General features: G+C 64.4%; 20 protein-coding genes. 11 read left to right on the top strand and 9 right to left on the bottom strand.

Annotated elements, in window-relative coordinates:
• Positions 1-10: 10 nt before the first annotated feature.
• The 5 genes from J7392_RS15050 to J7392_RS15030 all read left to right on the top strand — a co-directional run bounded on the left by J7392_RS15050 (position 11) and on the right by J7392_RS15030 (position 4387).
• A complete protein-coding gene (locus tag J7392_RS15050; RefSeq protein ID WP_209218320.1) occupies positions 11-790 on the top strand; it encodes an SDR family oxidoreductase in 780 nt (259 codons plus the stop codon).
• 285 nt (positions 791-1075) lie between these two features.
• A complete protein-coding gene (gene uvrC / locus J7392_RS15045; RefSeq protein ID WP_209218319.1) occupies positions 1076-2944 on the top strand; it encodes an excinuclease ABC subunit UvrC in 1869 nt (622 codons plus the stop codon).
• Positions 2945-3029: 85 nt separating this feature from the next.
• Entirely contained in the window at positions 3030-3695 is a 666-nt protein-coding gene (gene pgsA, locus J7392_RS15040; protein ID WP_209218318.1) for a CDP-diacylglycerol--glycerol-3-phosphate 3-phosphatidyltransferase, read from the top strand.
• Entirely contained in the window at positions 3695-3940 is a 246-nt protein-coding gene (gene moaD, locus J7392_RS15035) for a molybdopterin converting factor subunit 1 (protein ID WP_209218317.1), read from the top strand. Before pgsA ends, moaD begins: the two co-directional genes overlap by 1 nt.
• A gap of 3 nt (positions 3941-3943) precedes the next feature.
• Positions 3944-4387 carry a molybdenum cofactor biosynthesis protein MoaE gene (locus J7392_RS15030; protein ID WP_209218316.1) on the top strand — a complete coding sequence of 148 codons (444 nt, stop codon included), beginning with the start codon at positions 3944-3946 and terminating at the stop codon, positions 4385-4387.
• Between the two features lie 9 nt (positions 4388-4396).
• Here J7392_RS15030 and J7392_RS15025 read toward each other — a convergent pair whose 3' ends face one another.
• The 4 genes from J7392_RS15025 to ubiA are packed head-to-tail and all read right to left on the bottom strand — an operon-like array spanning position 4397 to position 8084.
• The gene (locus J7392_RS15025; RefSeq protein ID WP_209218315.1) at positions 4397-4792 is read right to left on the bottom strand and encodes a VOC family protein; all 396 of its coding nucleotides are present in this window, start codon (positions 4790-4792) and stop codon (positions 4397-4399) included.
• A 22-nt stretch (positions 4793-4814) separates the two neighbouring features.
• Complete coding sequence (locus J7392_RS15020; protein WP_007118939.1) at positions 4815-5138, bottom strand: hypothetical protein; 324 nt, start codon at positions 5136-5138, stop codon at positions 4815-4817.
• A complete protein-coding gene (locus J7392_RS15015) occupies positions 5125-7050 on the bottom strand; it encodes an OmpA family protein (RefSeq protein ID WP_209218314.1) in 1926 nt (641 codons plus the stop codon). Before J7392_RS15015 ends, J7392_RS15020 begins: the two co-directional genes overlap by 14 nt.
• A gap of 59 nt (positions 7051-7109) precedes the next feature.
• Positions 7110-8084 (bottom strand): 4-hydroxybenzoate octaprenyltransferase, encoded by a 975-nt coding sequence (gene ubiA / locus J7392_RS15010; protein ID WP_209218313.1) that lies wholly within the window; start codon positions 8082-8084, stop codon positions 7110-7112.
• Between the two features lie 12 nt (positions 8085-8096).
• Here ubiA and J7392_RS15005 point away from each other — a divergent pair, with 12 nt between their 5' ends.
• The 3 genes from J7392_RS15005 (at position 8097) to J7392_RS14995 (ending at position 10830) form a co-directional block, all read left to right on the top strand.
• Positions 8097-8816, top strand: coding sequence for a 16S rRNA (uracil(1498)-N(3))-methyltransferase (locus J7392_RS15005; protein WP_209218312.1), 720 nt, complete (start codon positions 8097-8099; stop codon positions 8814-8816).
• A 16-nt stretch (positions 8817-8832) separates the two neighbouring features.
• Positions 8833-9363 carry a hypothetical protein gene (locus tag J7392_RS15000; protein WP_209218311.1) on the top strand — a complete coding sequence of 177 codons (531 nt, stop codon included), beginning with the start codon at positions 8833-8835 and terminating at the stop codon, positions 9361-9363.
• 96 nt (positions 9364-9459) lie between these two features.
• Entirely contained in the window at positions 9460-10830 is a 1371-nt protein-coding gene (locus tag J7392_RS14995; RefSeq protein WP_209218310.1) for a glutamate--cysteine ligase, read from the top strand.
• 34 nt (positions 10831-10864) lie between these two features.
• Here J7392_RS14995 and plsY read toward each other — a convergent pair whose 3' ends face one another.
• The 4 genes from plsY to J7392_RS14975 all read right to left on the bottom strand — a co-directional run bounded on the left by plsY (position 10865) and on the right by J7392_RS14975 (position 14543).
• Entirely contained in the window at positions 10865-11473 is a 609-nt protein-coding gene (plsY, locus tag J7392_RS14990) for a glycerol-3-phosphate 1-O-acyltransferase PlsY (RefSeq protein ID WP_209218309.1), read from the bottom strand.
• Positions 11473-12753 (bottom strand): dihydroorotase, encoded by a 1281-nt coding sequence (gene pyrC / locus J7392_RS14985; protein WP_209218308.1) that lies wholly within the window; start codon positions 12751-12753, stop codon positions 11473-11475. The genes plsY and pyrC overlap by 1 nt, the downstream gene beginning before the upstream one ends.
• A 252-nt stretch (positions 12754-13005) precedes the next feature.
• Complete coding sequence (locus J7392_RS14980) at positions 13006-13539, bottom strand: hypothetical protein (RefSeq protein ID WP_209218307.1); 534 nt, start codon at positions 13537-13539, stop codon at positions 13006-13008.
• A 56-nt stretch (positions 13540-13595) separates the two neighbouring features.
• Entirely contained in the window at positions 13596-14543 is a 948-nt protein-coding gene (locus tag J7392_RS14975; RefSeq protein ID WP_067265620.1) for an aspartate carbamoyltransferase catalytic subunit, read from the bottom strand.
• 108 nt (positions 14544-14651) lie between these two features.
• Between J7392_RS14975 and J7392_RS14970 the strand changes: the two genes are divergently transcribed.
• From J7392_RS14970 to moaB, 3 genes are read left to right on the top strand one after another with little or no spacing between them, the layout of a single operon-like run.
• Complete coding sequence (locus J7392_RS14970; protein WP_209218306.1) at positions 14652-15416, top strand: uracil-DNA glycosylase; 765 nt, start codon at positions 14652-14654, stop codon at positions 15414-15416.
• Positions 15409-16023, top strand: a complete 615-nt coding sequence (locus J7392_RS14965) for a LysE family translocator (RefSeq protein ID WP_209218305.1) — start codon at positions 15409-15411, stop codon at positions 16021-16023. Before J7392_RS14970 ends, J7392_RS14965 begins: the two co-directional genes overlap by 8 nt.
• Positions 16020-16562, top strand: a complete 543-nt coding sequence (moaB, locus tag J7392_RS14960; protein WP_209218304.1) for a molybdenum cofactor biosynthesis protein B — start codon at positions 16020-16022, stop codon at positions 16560-16562. The genes J7392_RS14965 and moaB overlap by 4 nt, the downstream gene beginning before the upstream one ends.
• Before the next feature lie 9 nt (positions 16563-16571).
• Here moaB and J7392_RS14955 read toward each other — a convergent pair whose 3' ends face one another.
• A complete protein-coding gene (locus J7392_RS14955) occupies positions 16572-17384 on the bottom strand; it encodes a protein-disulfide reductase DsbD domain-containing protein (protein WP_209218303.1) in 813 nt (270 codons plus the stop codon).
• Positions 17385-17393 lie beyond the last annotated feature (9 nt).

Below are 17393 nucleotides of genomic sequence, written 5' to 3'. Positions count from 1 at the left end.
AGGGCGGCAGATGCGGCGGGCATTGGTGACCGGAGCCGGGCAACGTCTGGGCCGCGCCATGGCGCTCTACCTCGGGCAGCGCGGCTTTGATGTGGCGGTGCATTATGCCACCTCGCGCGCCGGGGCCGAGGCGACCGCCGACGAGATTGCGGCCATGGGCCGCCGCGCCGTGGCCCTGCAAGCTGACCTTCTCGACGACGCCGAAACCGAAGCGCTTCTGCCCCGCGCGGCGGATGCGCTCGGCGGGCCGATCACCTGCCTCGTGAACAACGCCTCGATTTTTGAGCAGGACGATATCGCCAGCGCCACGCGCGAAAGCTGGGATCGCCATATGGGCAGCAACCTGCGCGCGCCCTTCGTTTTGACGCAGGCGATGGCGGGGCAGGGGCTGACCCCCGATACCGACGCCGGGGGAGAGCCGCGTGCCAGCGGTTTAATCGTCAATATGCTTGATCAGCGGGTGCGCAACCTGACGCCGGAATTCACCACCTATACGATCGCCAAGATGGGCCTTTGGGCGATGACGCGCACCAGTGCGCAGGCGTTGGCCCCCGCGATCCGCGTGAATGGCATCGGGCCCGGCCCGACCCTGCAAGGCCCGCATCAAGACCCCGATGACTTTGCCGCGCAGCGCCGTGGCACGGTTCTGGGGCGAGGGGCCAACCCTGAGGATATCACGGCGGCACTGGGGTATTTCATCGATTCGCCCGGGGTCACGGGGCAGCTTATCTGCACCGATGGCGGAGAGCATTTGCAATGGGAAACAAGCCCTAAATGCCCCCGAAACTGACGCGCATGCGGGAAGTTTTGCACGTCCTTAACCTATGTAACCAAAGTGTTACCGAAACCCTTTTGTTTTCAGAGGCTTGTTTCATGGTAAACAAAAGAATGAACGAAATCAGGATATTATGGGCACGCCTAAAAATTAGGCAAATCAGCGAACCATGTTAAAAACAAAGAGAAATCCAAGATGCCCAGAAGTTATCGGCAGAGTTATCCACATGTTTGGTGGACATGTTAAAGCTTGCCCCCATTGCCGTCCTATTGCAGCGAAGCACGAGAATCAGCGCCTGAGATGACCACGCCCAACGACAGCCCTCCGCCGCAAGGCCGCAAGGTGATTCAAGCCTATCTAAAGTCGCTCGATTCCTCGCCGGGCGTCTATCGGATGCTCGATTCGGAAAGCCGCGTGCTTTACGTCGGCAAGGCGCGGAACCTGCGGGCGCGGGTGTCGTCCTACGCGCGGCCCACGGGGCATTCGGCGCGGATCTCGCGGATGATCGCCAATACCGCCTCGATGATGTTTCTGACCACCAAGACAGAGACCGAGGCGCTGCTGCTCGAACAGAACCTGATCAAGCAGCTTAAGCCGAAGTTCAACGTGCTGCTGCGCGACGACAAGAGCTTTCCCAATATCCTTGTCACCGCCGATCACGACTACCCGCAGATCAAGAAGCACCGCGGCGCGAAAAAGGAGAAGGGGAGCTACTACGGCCCCTTCGCCAGCGCGGGCGCGGTGAACCGGACGCTGAACCAACTGCAACGGGTGTTCCTGTTGCGGGACTGCTCCAACGCGATGTTCGACAGCCGCACGCGGCCCTGTTTGCAGCATCAGATCAAACGCTGCTCCGCGCCCTGCGTCGGCAAAATCTCGGCCAAGGATTACCGCGAGACCGTGCGCGATGCCGAGCGGTTTCTAAGCGGCAAATCGACGGATATTCAGGGCCGTTTGGCGCGGGACATGGAAGAGGCGTCAGAGGCGATGGAGTTCGAACGCGCCGCCGCCCTGCGCGACCGGATCAAGGCGCTGACGCAGGTTCAGACCGCCCAAGGCATCAACCCGCAGGGGGTGAACGAGGCCGACATTATCGCGCTGCATATGGAAAGCGGTCAGGCCTGCGTGCAGGTCTTTTTCATCCGCGCCAACCAGAACTGGGGCAACCATGACTACTATCCTCGGATCGGGAGCGAGATCGACGCCGCCGAGGTGCTGGAGGCCTTCATCGGCCAGTTTTACGACACCCGCGAGCCGCCCCGGCAGTTGATCCTCAGCAACGAGATCGAGAACCCAGATCTGATGGCCGAGGCGCTGAGCGGCAAGCTGGGCCGTAAGGTCGAACTCCTGGTGCCGAAGCGGGGCGAGAAGGCCGAATTGGTCGACGGGGCCCTGCGCAATGCGCGCGAAAGCCTTGCCCGCAAGATGGCCGAGACGGCGACCCAGACCAAGCTCTTGCAGGGGCTGGCCGATGCCTTTGACCTGCCCAAGCCGCCCGAGCGGATCGAGGTTTACGACAACTCGCATATCCAAGGCACCAATGCCGTCGGCGCGATGATCGTGGCGGGGCCGGAAGGCATGATGAAAAACCAGTACCGCAAGTTCAACATCCGCGGCGATGACCTGACCCCGGGCGATGACTTCGGCATGATGAAAGAGGTGCTGCACCGCCGGTTCAAACGGCTTATCAAAGAAGACCCGGACCGCAGCCGCGGCCTTTGGCCCGATCTGCTGCTGATCGACGGCGGCGCGGGGCAGGTGAGCGCCGTGGCCTCTATCATGGCGCAGCATGGGGTCGAGGATATCCCCATGGTGGGCGTGGCCAAGGGCATCGACCGCGACGCGGGCAAGGAAGAGTTCCACCGCGTCGGCAAGCGCCCCATGGCGCTACGTCACAACGATCCGGTGCTCTATTTCGTGCAGCGCCTGCGGGATGAGGCGCACCGTTTCGCCATCGGCACCCACCGTGCCAAACGGGCCAAGGGGGTCAGCGCCACGCCGCTCGACGATGTGCCGGGCGTTGGCACTGCGCGCAAGCGTGCGCTGCTCGCGCATTTCGGTTCGGCCAAGGCGGTGAGCCGCGCGAACCTCAGCGATCTCAAGGCGGTCGAGGGCGTGTCGGATGCGCTGGCCGAGACGATCTACGGCTATTTCCATGAAAAAGGCTAGGGCGGGCGGCCCCGTGGTGGCGACGGCCCGCAGGCGGGGCGGTTTCGTCCTTTCAGCCACGAACAGCGCAAGATAGGATAACGTCATGAAATGGAATTTGCCCAATATCCTGACCCTGCTCAGGCTGGTCGCGGCCCCCGGTGTGGCGGTCATGTTTCTCTATTTTACGCGCCCCTATGCCGATTGGTTCGCCCTGCTGCTCTTTGTCGGGGCAGCGGTGACGGATTGGTTCGATGGCTACCTTGCCCGCGCTTGGGCGCAGGAAACCAAACTCGGCGCCATGCTCGACCCGATTGCCGACAAGGCGATGGTCGTGATCGCGCTCATGGTAATCGTCGCCTTTTCCAGCTGGTCGCCGTGGTTGGTGTTGCCCGCCACGTTGATCCTGTTTCGCGAGGTCTTTGTCTCGGGCCTGCGGGAGTATCTGGGCGATGTCGCCGGCACGTTGAAGGTGACTCAACTGGCCAAGTGGAAGACGACATTGCAGATGATCGCCATCGCCGTGCTCTTCTCGCAAGGCGTGTTCGAGCATTACCTGGGGATGAGCGTTTTCGGGATGGACCAGCAGATGATCGAAGCGATCCTTGATGGCGAGGTCGAAGATCATCTCGGGCTGGGCTGGAAACTCGCCGGGATGGAATGGGCCGGGCTGCTGGGGCTGGCGCTCTTGTGGGTCGCCGCCGTGCTGACCGCCATCACCGGCTTTGACTATCTGCGCAAGGCAATGCCGCATCTGAAGGAGCCACGCTAATGGATGTTTTGTATTTCGCATGGGTCCGCGAACGCATCGGCCTGCCCCGCGAACGGGTCGAGAGCCAAGCTGCCACGGTGGCCGAATTGGTCGAAGAATTGCGGGGCCGGGAGGAGCGCTACGAAGTGGCCTTTTCCGACCTTTCCGCGCTGCGGGTCGCCGTGGATCAGGAGTTGACCGATTTCGACGCCCCGCTGCAAGGCGCGCGCGAGGTGGCCTTCTTCCCCCCAATGACCGGGGGCTGAGCGATGCGTGTTTTGGTGCAGGAAGCGCCCTTTGATCTGGGTGAGGAGGCCGCGCGCTTTGCCGAGGGCGAGGGGAGCAGCGGCGCGATCGTGACCTTTACAGGCGTGGTGCGGGACAATGATGCGGGCACGCTGAGCGCGATGGAAATCGAACATTACCCCGGGATGACCGAAAAGGCCCTGCGCGAGATTGCACAGCAAGCGATGGCGCGGTTCGATCTGCAAGATGCGCTGGTGATCCACCGCTACGGGCGTTTGGTGCCGGGGGACCAGATCATGATGGTCGCCACCGCCGCGCGGCACCGCCGCCATGCGTTCGAGGCGGCGGAGTTCCTGATGGATTACCTCAAATCCCGCGCGCCCTTTTGGAAGCGCGAGATCACGGCAAAGGGGGACACTTGGGTCGCCGCAAAGGACGAAGACGAGGCGGCGTTGGCGCGTTGGTGAGCCTTCGGCTCAGGCGAAACGCCCGCCTTTTTCGATGACTTCGATCTGGTAGCCATCGGGGTCTGCCACGAAAAAGAACTTCGCCACGGTCTCTCCGGCGGGGCGGAAATCAACGATCTCGCGCGGGGTGGCACCGGCTTTGATCGCGGTCTCGCGCGCTGCTTCGAGGTCGTCGACCACGAAGGCCAGATGGCCGTAGCCGTCGCCCAGATCGTAAGGGGTCTCGCGGTCCTTGTTGATGGTCAACTCAAGCTCGAAGGCGCCCGTGGCGTCGCGCAGGTAGATCAGGGTGAAACTGTCGAAATCCAGACGGTCCGCGATTTTCAGCCCGAACACGTCTTCGTAGAATTTCACCGATGCCGCTTCATCAAAGACGCGGATCATGGAGTGGGCGAGTTTGGCCATGGCAGGGCTCCGAAGGTCTGGGTTAGGCTTTCTGACGTTCGATATAGGCGCGCATTTCCTCGGCCTCATGGCGGGCGTCGCGCAGCCCGTCCATCGCGGCGCGCAGCTCGGCCTCGGTCTGGGCGAGTTGGTTGGTCAACTCGGCCTCGCGCTGTTGCAGATAGGTGATCGCCTGATCGCGGGTTTCCTCGGCCTCGTGCAGCTCTTGGCTCATCCGGTCCAGCTGGGCCACATCATCGGCGGCCACGCGGGTAAAGCGGTTCAGCAGCCAATTGGCGAACCATCCCATGCAGAAGGCCACGAAAAGAATGATGGCTGTTGCCAGGACAAACTCAGTTCTGCTCATCACCGCTGCCTTCTTCGGTTTCGTCGGATTCCCCGATCTCTTCTGCCGTGGTATCGCCCGTTTCTTCAGCAGATTCCAGCGCTGTTTCGTCCTCGGGGGTTTCGGCCTCGGGCTGGATCAGGCGGAATTCGATACGGCGGTTGGCTTCGCGGCCTTCTTCGGTCTTGTTGTCTGCGATGGGGTTTTCCTCGCCATAGCCCTTGGCCACGAAGGAGGAGGTCAGCACCCGGCGGGCGCGCAATTCGTTCAGCACCGATTCCGCGCGGCTTTGCGACAGCGACAGGTTCATCGATTCGCGGCCCTGACTGTCGGTGTAGCCCTGAATCTCCAGCCGGATGTCGCCGCAGTTTTTCAGCACCTCGGCGATATCGTCCATCGTCCCAAGCGCGGAGGCGTCAATCGTGGCGCTGCCCGGCTCAAAGGTGATCTTGCCGATTTTCAGGATTTCGCGAATTTCGGCTTCGCATTCTTCCGGTGTCGGCAGGCCCGCGATCGGGTCGAGCTTTTCTTGATAGGTGATGTCGATGCTGTAATCCGCCCCTTCGCCCAGCTTATCGGCCAAGAGCGAGGCGACGGTGGTGTTGGCGTCCTTGTTGCCGGTGTTGCCCATCACCTCAAGCCGGTCGGGCGTGACTTTGACAGAGCCATTGGCGAGGGAGGCCATGGCCTCAAGCCCGGTCAGGACGCGGGTGGCCCAATCGCCCGGCAGGGTCTCGTCCAGCCGCGCGGCGGTATAGACGTTGGCCGAGCCGAAATGCGATTTCGCGTAGCTGTCGGCCAGATCGCGCAGCCCCTCGTTTGAGAGCCGTCCGCGCAGTTGCACCTGCCCCTCGGGCGAGAGGGTCGCGGTGAATTCGGGCGGGCCTGCTTCTGGGTCTTCGACCTCGGGCAGTTTCGCGGTCAGGGCAAAGACATCGGGAAGCGCGTTTTCCAATTCGCCCACCACGCGATCGAATGTGGTGGACTCGGTGCCCGGCGCGGCCAGCAGGGTGATGTCCGCATCGGCGAAAGAGATGCTGCCTTGGCCCAAACGGCGCAGCGCGTCGATGGTCAGCGCCACGGCGCGGCCCCAGTTCGGGCTGGGCACGCCCAGACCGATTGTGCAATCGGCGCTCTCAGGCGCGCCGGCGGTGATGCCCGCTTTCAAGATACGGTCGGCGGCGGCTTCGGTATCGGCAGAGCAGGCATCGAAACGCGCGCCATCTGCGTCGATCTCAAACCGCAGGGTGAAGGGCGTGATCACTGGGCGCGGGGCCGCGATGTCCAACCGCAGCCGCAGGCTGGGCGGGGCGGCGCGTTGCAGTTTACGTTCCATCTGCGCCTTGGCGGCGGCGCTGTCGGCGATGGCGGTGATGGTCACCCGCCCCGCATCGACCGAGGCTTTGGCGCGGGGCAGGTCGGCCATCGCCTGCACGGCAAAGCTCAGCGCGTCTTCCCAGCCTTCGGGGGCGGGATAATCCGCGGATTCCAAAAGATCGGTGACCGAGGCGTCGCCCGCCATGTCGCCAAAGGCATCGATCACCGCCTCGCGGTCGGTGCTGGTGGGGATCAGGCCGATGATCGAGATGCCCGCGTCATTGCGCAGCACTTCCGCAGAGAAACGCGGCGGGGCGATGCCGGATTGGGCCTCGACCTCCATCTCGTCGATGACGCGGGCGGCGTCGACCACAGTGCCTGCGGTCGACAGGGCGCGAAAGCGCACGGCCTCGGTCGGCGCAATCCCGGCGAGGGTGACCTGCAAGCCATCGGCCTGCACTTCGGCCCATGTCATGCCCTGCGCGTCCAGTGCGTCACGCACGCCGATTTCCGAGGTGTCTTCGATCAGTTGCACCGAAAAGCTCGCCGCCACCAGAGAGACCACCGCTGCGGCTGCAAAGGTCAGGGCGATCGTGAAAATGGCGGAGAGGCGCATGGGCGGACTTCTGATTGTTAAGCTTGCGACTTGATACGCGCGTCCTGCCGGGGGTGCAATCAGGCCAGCAAGCTTGCCGCGAAAAACAACAGCGGGATCATGCCGGTATCGCGGTTGGCCCGGAAGAGCTGCAAAAGCTTGGCGTTGTCCTTGGTATCCAACCCGCGCAGCTGCCATGCCATATGCCATCCCATCGCCCAAGGCCCGCCGAGGGCCAGCGCCAGCGCCAGCACCGAGGCTTGGGGCAGCCCGGCATAGATCACGGCAATCCCCATCAGCCCCACCGTGGCCATCAGGAAGCGCCGCAGCCATTTGCCGGAATTCTCACCAAAGAGCCGGGCGGTGGATTTCACACCGATCAGCGCGTCATCCTCGGCATCCTGATGGGCATAGATCGTGTCATAAAACAGCGTCCACGCGATGCCCGCGAAGTAGAGCACCACGGCAGGCGCATGCAGCGTGCCTGCATGGGCCGTCCAAGCCAGCATTGCGCCCCAGTTGAAGGCGAGGCCCAGAAAGACCTGCGGCCACCACGTGAAGCGTTTGGCAAAGGGGTAGACCGCCACCGGCAAAAGCGCCAGCACGCCCATGGCGATGGCTGCTTGGTTGAAAGACAGCAGGATCAGCAGCGCCAGCAGCATCTGCCCCAGCATCCACGCCAGCGCCTGTTTCACCGATACCGCGCCCGAGGGGATGGGCCGCAGCCGGGTGCGGGCGACCTTACCGTCGATATGCCGGTCGGTGATGTCGTTCCACGTGCAACCCGCGCCGCGCATCAGGAAAGCACCGATGCCGCAGCCTGCGAAGATCCACAGATCCTCCCACCGTGGCGACTGGTCGAAGAGGATCGCAAGGCTCAGCCCCCACCAGCAGGGCAGCAGCAACAGCCATGTGCCAATGGGCCGATCTGCGCGGCTTAGCCGCAGGTAGGGGCGCAGCCCCGCCGGGGCGTGACGGTCGACCCAATTGTCGGCCACCGCATCGGCAACAGGCGCATCGGGCGTAGCATCTGGCGAAGGCGGCTGGTTGTGCATATATCTGGCCCTATGAACGCGAAAATCAGATTGTATGTAGATCAGCCCTTGGGGCAGGGGCAAACGGTTCCTTTGGCGCGCGAGCAGGCGCATTACCTCTTTGGGGTGATGCGGCTCACTGTCGGGGCCGGGGTGCTTTTGTTCAACGGGCGCGATGGCGAATGGCTGGCCGAGGTGGCCGAGGCGGGTAAGCGCGGCGGGGTGCTGACCTGTGTCGAACAGACCCGCCCTTTGCAAATGCCGCCGGACCTGTGGCTGCTCTTTGCCCCGATCAAAAAGACCCGCACCGATTTCATCGTCGAAAAAGCGGCTGAGATGGGGGCCGCGCGCATCCTGCCGGTCATGACCGAATTTACCAACGCGGGCCGCGTGCAGCAGCCGCGCCTGCAGGCCCATGCGGTTGAGGCGGCAGAGCAATGCGGCGGCACCTATGTGCCGGAAGTGGCCGAGGCCGAGAAGCTGGGGCGGCTGCTGGACCAGTGGGACAGCAGCCGTCAGATCATGTTCTGCGATGAGGCTTTGGCCGGGGAAAGCGGTGCGCTGCCGCCGGATGCGCAGGGGCCATGGGCCATCCTGATCGGGCCCGAAGGCGGTTTTTCCGAGGGCGAGCGCAAACGGCTGCACAGTTTCGATCACGCCCATGCGGTCACGCTCGGCCCGCGCATCCTTCGGGCCGATACGGCGGCCGTGGCGGCGATGACCATGTGGCAGCAGGCTTTGGGAGACTGGTGATGCAAAGGGTGGCCCGATGAGTTTCCTGCGCCAAGGGGCCCGCGACCAGCTTTGGCGCTGGCGCGAAGCGATTGTCGGCGGCGGGCTGATGGGCCTTGGCCTCTGGCTCGTGACGGGCCCCGGTTTCCTGCTGGCGGTGCCGGGCTATGCGGCGCTGGCGGGCGGTGCCGCGCTGATCTGGCTTGGCGTGCAACGCGCGCGTTTTCGCGGGCAGGGCGATGGTGCGGGCGCGGTGCAGGTCGTCGAAGGGCAAATCACCTACTTTGGCCCGCTAACCGGCGGCACGGTCGCTCTGCGCGAGTTGCAGCGGCTGAGCCTCGACCGGCAGATGTTTCCGGCCCATTGGCGGCTTGAGCCGCGCGACGATGAGACGCCCCTGTTGATCCCGGTGAACGCCGCAGGATCCGAGGCGCTGTTTGATGCTTTCGCCGCCCTGCCGGGGCTGCGTACCGAGCGGATGCTCTTTGAGCTACGCAAGACCCGCCATGACGCCGTTGTGATCTGGGAGCGCGCGCCGCTGCGCCCGGCGCATGTCTTGCTGCATTGACAGCCCCGTCAAATCCGCCCATCCCTGCTAGACGCGACGCCACGTCGACACCTTAGAAGACACCCAAGACGATCCTTCAAAACGGAGCCCTCGCATATGTCCATTCCTCAATCCGGCGGCGGCCCGATCGAACATCACGACCAGATGGCGCAGTATCTGGCGGACGGCTGCAAGCCGCGCGAGCAGTGGCGCATCGGCACCGAGCATGAGAAGTTCGGCTATTGCAAGGACACGCTCAAACCGCTCCCCTATGAGGGGGAACGCTCGATCCGGGTGATGTTGGAAGGGCTGCGCGACCGCCACAATTGGTCCCCTGTCGAAGAGGGTGGCAAGCTGATCGGGCTTGAGAAAGACGGGGCCAACATCAGCCTTGAGCCGGGCGGCCAGTTGGAACTCTCGGGCGCCCCTGTCGAGACCATTCACGAGACCTGCGACGAGGTGAACACCCACCTGCGCGAGGTGAAAGACGTGGCCGATGAGATCGGCGTCGGTTTCATCGGTCTGGGGGCCGCGCCCGAGTGGTCGCATGAGCAGATGGATCTGATGCCCAAGGGCCGTTACAAGCTGATGGACGGCTATATGCAAAAGGTCGGCACCATGGGCACCACCATGATGCGCCGCACCTGTACCGTTCAGGTCAACCTCGACTTCGCGAGCGAGGCCGACATGGTGCAGAAGATGCGCGTCGCCGTGGCGATGCAGCCCATCGCCAATGCGCTTTTCGCCAATTCGCCCTTCCTCGACGGCAAGCCCAACGGCGTGAAATCCACCCGGGGGCTGGTCTGGCGGCATCTGGATGACGCGCGCACCGGCATGATCCCCTTCGTTTTTGATGAGGGCTTCGGCTTTGAGGCTTGGGTGCAATACGCGCTCAATGTGCCGATGTATTTTGTCTACCGCGACGGCAAGTATATCGACGCGCTCGGCCAATCCTTCCGCGACTTTTTGAAAGGCGAGTTGCCCGCGCTGCCCGGCGAGAAGCCGACGCTGAGCGATTGGGCCGACCACCTGACCACGCTCTTCCCCGAGGCGCGGGTCAAGAAGTTCATCGAAATGCGCGGCGCTGATGGCGGCCCGTGGCGGCGGCTCTGCGCGTTGCCGGCCTTCTGGGTCGGGTTGATGTATGACCAAAGCGCGCTGGATGGCGCGTGGGATTTGGTCAAAGGCTGGGATGCCGAGACCCGGGAAGAATTGCGCATCGCCGCCTCCACCCACGGCCTTCAGGCCGAGGTGGGCGGGCTTAAGATGCATGATCTGGCGCGCGAGGCCGTGGCCCTGTCAGAGGCGGGGCTGAAAGCCCGCGCCCGTCCCGGCGCCGGTGGGCTGGTGCCGGATGAGACTCATTTCCTCAACGCTCTGCGCGACAGCATCGAGACGGGCCGCGTGCCCGCCGACGATCTGTTGGCGGATTATCATGGGCCATGGAACGGCGATCTGAGCCGTATCTACGCCGAATATTCCTACTGAACGGGAAAGAGGCTGAGGCCGCCCTCGGGCGGTGTCAGCCTTTTTGGCCGATGCGCGATTCCGTGCCTGCGCGGATCCGGCGGATATTGTCGCGGTGCCGCCAAAAGATCAGCAATGTCAGGGCGATGCCCAAAAGCAGCATCTCCCCGTAGCCAAGGAAGACCAGCAAGAAGGTCGAGCTTGCCGCCGCCGCCAGTGCGGAAAGCGACGAGATGCGCGAGAGCGCTGCTGTGGCCAGCCAGACCGCACAGCAGGCCAGCCCGACAGGCCAAGCCAGCGCCAGCATGAGGCCCAGAAAGGTGGCCACACCCTTGCCGCCGCGAAAGCCCAGCCAGACCGGGTAGCAATGGCCGATCATCGCGCCAAGCGCCGCCGCCTGCGCCGCATCCTCGCCCGCGAAGGCGCGGGCCAGCAGCACCGCCACGGCCCCCTTGGCCCCGTCCAGCAACAGCGTCAGCGCCGCCGCCTTCTTGTTGCCGGTGCGCAGCACGTTGGTCGCCCCGATGTTGCCCGATCCGATGCTGCGCAGATTGCCCAGCCCCATCAGCCGCGCCAGCAACATGCCAAAGGCGATAGAGCCGATGACATAGCCTGCCAGCGCCCAGAAAAGGATCAATTCAACGGAAGTCTCGATTGGGGGCATCAATTCGCCTCGTAAACGCAGGAACCTGCTACATAAGTTGCCACGACCTTACCCTGCATCCGCATCCCGTCAAAGGGCGTGTTGCGGGATTTCGACCGCAGCGTCGCGCGGTCCAGCACGAAGGGCGCGTCGGGGTTGAACAGCACCATATCCGCAGGCGCCCCCACGGCGATCAGCCCGCCGGGCAGGCCGAGGCGTTTGGCCGGGTTCAGCGACAGCGCGCGCCAGAGCGTGGGCAGGTCCATCATCTCGGCATGGACCAGACGCATCGCGGCGGGAAGCAGCGTCTCCAGCCCCACTGCGCCGCTGGCGGCCCGCTCGAAGGGCAGGCGTTTGCTCTCTTCGTCCTGCGGGGTGTGCATGGAGCAGATGATGTCGATCAGGCCGCTGGCCACGGCTTCGACCACGGCAAGGCGGTCTTCCTCATCGCGCAGCGGCGGCTTCACCTTGAAGAAGGTGCGGTAGTCGGCCACGTCGAGCGCGTTCAGCGTCAGATGGTGAATGCCCACACCAGCCGTGATGTCCAGCCCGTTGCGCTTGGCGCGTTCCAGCGCGGGCAGGGCGCGGGCGGTGGTGATCTGATCCGCGTGGTAGCGCGCGCCGGTCATCTCAATGAGGGCGATGTCGCGGTCTAGCCCCATCCGCTCGGCCATGGGTGAGACGGCAGGCAAGCCGCGCAATGAGGCGAATTTGCCAGAGGTGACGGTCGCCCCCTTGCTCAGCCCCGGATCCTGTGGGTGGGCGATGACCAGCGCGCCGAGGCTGCGGGCGTAAGTGAGCGCGCGGGAGAAGACCTTGGTATCCGTCACCACGCGGTCGCAATCGGTGAAGGCAGCGGCACCTGCGTCCATCAGGAAGCCAATCTCGGTCATTTCGCGCCCTTCGCGGCCTTTGGTGAGCGCGGCCATCGGGACCACATTCACCGGGGCGGCTTCATTGGCGCGGCGGGTGACAAATTCCAGCGTCTCGGGGCTGTCGATGGCGGGTTCGGTGTCGGGGCGCGTGACCATGGTGGTCACCCCGCCCGCCGCCGCGGCAAGGCCCGCTGAACGGTAGCTTTCCTTGTGCCGCTCGCCCGGTTCGCAAACTTTGACGCCGATGTCGACGATACCGGGGGCGAGGATATGGCCACCGCAATCGACCAGTTCCGCGCCCTCGGGCGTTGTTGCCCCATCGTCCAAAACTTCGGCAATCACCCCGTTGCGGACCAGAACCGCAGCAGGCTCAAGCGTGCCAGCCTGAGGGTCGAGAAGGCGCAGATTGGTGAAGAACTGGGTCATGGGCGGGCCTTTGGTGCGATAGCAGATGCGCCGCTGTCATGCCCCAAATCGCCCCCCAAACCAAGCGGTCTTTTGGGCGCAGGCGCGGCGCGCGCGCCGCTAGCCGCCAATCCAAATCATCAGCCCGACCACGCCAAAGGCCACTAGAAGGGCGACCATGGCGATACGGCCAGACATTTTCGGATCGTGTTCAGGTTCTTGCATGGGCCAGATGTAGCCCGCTGGCCCCGAGGGTGCCAGTGGTTTTCGCGCTTAGGCCAGCAGCCACCAGATGATCAGCAGGATCAGTACGGCCACGGCGACGATCACCATGGTCTTGCCGCCGCCCCCCTTGGCGGGCTCGGACGGGGCGACGCGGGGGATGCCGGTGTAGGGCTGCGCGGCTTCGGCCTCCATCGCCTGCACGGGCGTATCGGGGCCGCCTTCGGTATAGGTGCCGATATGGGTCAGCGCCGGGATCGGGGCCAGTTGCAGCGATTGCCCGGCGAAGGCGCGGGAGTAGACGATCATCACCCAACCATCGAGCGCGGCAAGCTTGCTGCGGTCCGTCTCGATCTGCTCGGGGTTTACGCCATTGCCGTCGCGCAGATAGCCCGCAAGCCCCAGTTGATCGAGGTCGGCCACCCGGAAGACCTCTGTATAGGCCGCGTCGATCCGATCGACCCCGAGGGCCGCGGCCTGTGCTGTTTCATCATCGCGCATCGCCCGCGCCTCGGCATCCGAGAGCGAGAGGGCATAGACGCGGACCTTGCCGGCTTCTTGCGGGGCGACTTCTGTATGGGGCATGACGGCTTCCTTTGACTGTTCTCAGGAAAACGCCGCTTGGCCCGTCGGGGTTCCGGTCAGGCCGCGCCGGGTTGGGCGGCGATGTGGTTGCGCGCCAGCAGGTCCATTGCGGCCATGCGCACGGCGACGCCCATCTCGACCTGATCCTGAATGACGGAACGGTTGATGTCGTCGGCCAAAGTGCCGTCAATTTCCACCCCGCGGTTCATCGGGCCGGGGTGCATGACGATGGCGTCGGGGCTGGCATGGGCAAGCTTTTCGGCATCCAGCCCATAGCGGTGGTAATACTCGCGCTCCGACGGGATAAAGCCGCCGTCCATCCGCTCTTTCTGAAGCCGCAGCATCATCACCACATCGACGCCTTCGAGCCCCTTTTTCATGTCGTCGAAAACCTCGACGCCGAATTGGTCGATCTGGCTGGGCATCAGGGTCGGCGGGCCGACAAGGCGGATGCGGTTCTCCATCTTGCCGAGCAGCAGGATGTTCGACCGGGCCACGCGGCTGTGCGCGATGTCGCCGCAGATCGCGATGCTGAGGCGATGCAGCCGCCCCTTGGCGCGGCGGATCGTCAGCGCGTCCAAGAGCGCCTGCGTGGGGTGCTCGTGCCGCCCGTCGCCCGCGTTGAGCACGGCGCAGTTTACCTTCTGCGCCAGCAGGTCCACCGCGCCCGACTGCGGATGGCGCACCACCAACAGATCGGGGTGCATCGCGTTCAGCGTCATCGCCGTGTCGATCAGCGTCTCACCCTTTTTGATCGAGCTGGCCTGCATCGCCATATTCATCACATCCGCGCCAAGGCGCTTGCCCGCGATCTCGAAACTCGCCTGCGTGCGGGTGGAGTTCTCGAAAAACATGTTGATCTGCGTCAGACCGCGCAGCGCGTCGGAATGTTTGTTCGGCTGGCGGTTCCGGTCGGCATAGGTGTCGGCCAAATCCAGAAGGGTGGTAATGTCGGACTGCGAGAGCTGCTCGATGCCAAGCAGGTGGCGATGGGCGAATGACATGGTGGCGATCCCTTCTGCTGTTGCCGCCTTATAGGCGCGGGCGGCTTGGCAGGTAAAGCGCAGCGATAGGGCATTTCGCCCCTCGCCGACAGGGCGTAAGCTGCGGCTATGGAATCATTCGATTATCATCAGGCGGCAGAGATGCTGGCGTGGCAGGTCGAGCTTGGCGCGACCGAGGCGATCTGCGACGCGCCGGTCAACCGCTATGAGGTGCCCGCAAGCCCGCCCAAGGCCAGCGCCAAGCTGGCCAAAGGGCCGCAGCCCCTGCAAGCCTCGGAGCAACCCGACCCGGTGGCGCTGGCCCGCCGCGCCGCGCAGGGCGCGCAGACATTGGAAGAGCTGCGCGCCGCGATCCAAGGGTTCGAGCATTGCGAGCTGCACAAAGGCGCGCGCAATCTGGTTTTCGCCGATGGGGTGCCCGGCGCGCCATTGATGATCTTGGGCGAATCCCCCGACCGGGACGAAGACCGCGCGGGCAAACCTTTCGTGGGGCGTGCGGGTCAGATGCTCGACCGGATGCTGGCGGCGATCGACATGGGGCGCGACCGCAATGTCTATCTGTCGAACATCCTGCCGTGGCGCACGCCGCAGGGGCGCGACCCGAAGCCAGATGAGATCGCGATGATGCGCCCCTTTGTGCAGCGTCATATCGAGTTGGCCAAGCCCAAGGTGCTGGTGCTCTTTGGCAATTGGTCCTGCCAGTCGCTGCTGGAAAAACGCAGCATCATGCGGTTGCGGGGCAATTGGACCAAAGCCGCCGATCTTTCCTGCATGCCGATGGTCCATCCCGGCTACCTTCTGCGCAACCCCGAGGCCAAGCGCGAGGCTTGGGCCGATCTGCTCAGCGTTCAGGCGAAGCTGCGCGATGGTTGATGCGCTGACCCTTCTGGCTTTCGTGCCTGCCGCCTTGGCGCTGAACCTGACACCGGGGGCGGATATGATGTTTTGCCTTGGGCAGGGGCTGCGTTCGGGCCCGCGTGCCGCGCTGGCGGCGAGTGCCGGGATCTCCGCGGGCGCTTTGGTGCATGTGACGCTGGCGGGGCTTGGCCTTGGTGCGCTGGTGGCGGCGCTGCCTTGGGCGCTTGATCTGATCCGCTGGCTCGGCGTGGCCTATCTGCTGTGGCTTGCGGTGCAAACACTGCGGCAAGCCGGAAAACTGCGCGACACGACGCCCGGCCTGGGCGGCTGGCGTGCTTTTAACACCGGGTTTATCGTCAATCTGACGAACCCAAAGGTGATCCTTTTCGTGCTGGCCTTTCTGCCGCAATTCGTGGTGCCCGAGGCCGGGCCGGTCTTGGCGCAGTTCTTGACCTTTGGCGCGGTGCTGGCCTTGGGCGGTTTCGTCATCAACGGCGCGGTCGGGGTCTTTGCCGCCGGGATCGGACGGCGTTTGGCGGGCGGTGGGCGGCTGCTGGGCTGGATCAGCAGCGGTATTTTCGTGGCTTTGGCCGCGCGTTTGGCAATGATGGAGCGGACATGAGCAGGATCGACGACAGCCGGGCGTTCATCCCCGTAAGAATTGCCGTGCTGACCGTTTCGGACAGCCGCAGCTTGGCCGAGGACCGCTCGGGCGACGTGTTGGTCGCGCGGATCGAAGCGGCGGGCCATGTGCTGGCCGCGCGCGAGATCGTGACCGACGACCGCCCCGCCATCGCGGCGCTTCTGCGCGACTGGTGCGCGGACCCTGAGATCGACGTGGTGATCAGCACGGGTGGCACCGGCCTCACCGGGCGCGACGTGACGGTCGAGGCGCACCGCGATGTCTATGAGAAAGAGATCGACGCCTTTGGCACGGTCTTCACCATGATCTCGATGGAGAAGATCGGCACCAGCGCGGTGCAGAGCCGCGCGACGGGCGGCGTGGCGCAGGGAACGTATTTGTTCGCGCTGCCGGGCAGCCCGGGCGCCTGCAAGGACGCGTGGGATGGCATCCTGCTCAAACAGTTGGACTACCGCCACATGCCCTGCAACTTCGTTGAGATCATGCCGCGGCTGGATGAGCATCAGCGCCGCAAGTAGTGCGCGGGTTTAGCCAGAGCTGCAGCCCGTTACCTCCACCGCGTGGTTCTTGCCGATCACCGTGATCCGAATGGCGGAGCGGTCGAGCGCCAGCGCCGTGCCGCTCTCGGCGATCATCTCTCCGCTGGCGACAAGCGTATTGCCCGACCGCTGGCTGTCCATCTCGCTCATCCACATGTTGGGGTTGCCGGGCTCGATCACCACGGTCTCCTTACCCCCGGCTGAGGGCAGGGCCAGCCGAGTTTCGATCTCCAACCCCCGCGCGGTGGGGCGCAGGCTGCATTGGGCGCTTTTCAATCCAGCCTCGGCCCCTGAATAGGGCCGCGCTGCAAAGGCGGCAGCGATGGCCGGAGTGGGTTTGCTGTCTCGGGTGTCGAGCAGGGCGCGCAGGCGGATGGTTTGCGGCAGGCAGATGTCACTGCACACGCCAAGGTCGATGCTGGCGTCCAAGCTTATCGGGGCACCGGGGCGGCGGGGGGTGATGGTCAGCGGCAGGATCACTTCGCGCGCATAACCGATGGAGTTCACCCCGCCTTGGTCAAAGACCTTGGGCGCGGGCCATGTGATCTGCACATCGCGCAGGTTGTCAGAGCCGGACCAATCGAACTCCGGCGGAATTCCAGCGTCACCGGGGCTGCGCCAATAGGTCTTCCACCCCGGTGCCATGCGCAGCCGGATCGCCGCCACCCGCCGCCCGTCAGACTGTTGCCAACCAGTGAGCAGATCACCCTGCAACGGCGTGCCGACACCGTCCTGTGCGGCGGCGGGCAGGGCAAGGGCAAGGCAGGACACAAAAGCGGAGAAGAGGCGCGATATATTCATGGGGTCTTG

The sequence above is a fragment of the Sulfitobacter sp. R18_1 genome, from assembly GCF_017743915.1.
Classification (GTDB): domain Bacteria; phylum Pseudomonadota; class Alphaproteobacteria; order Rhodobacterales; family Rhodobacteraceae; genus Sulfitobacter; species Sulfitobacter faviae.
The sequence above is the reverse complement of the archived record's forward strand: the minus strand, read 5'-3'. Positions and strand labels throughout refer to the sequence as shown.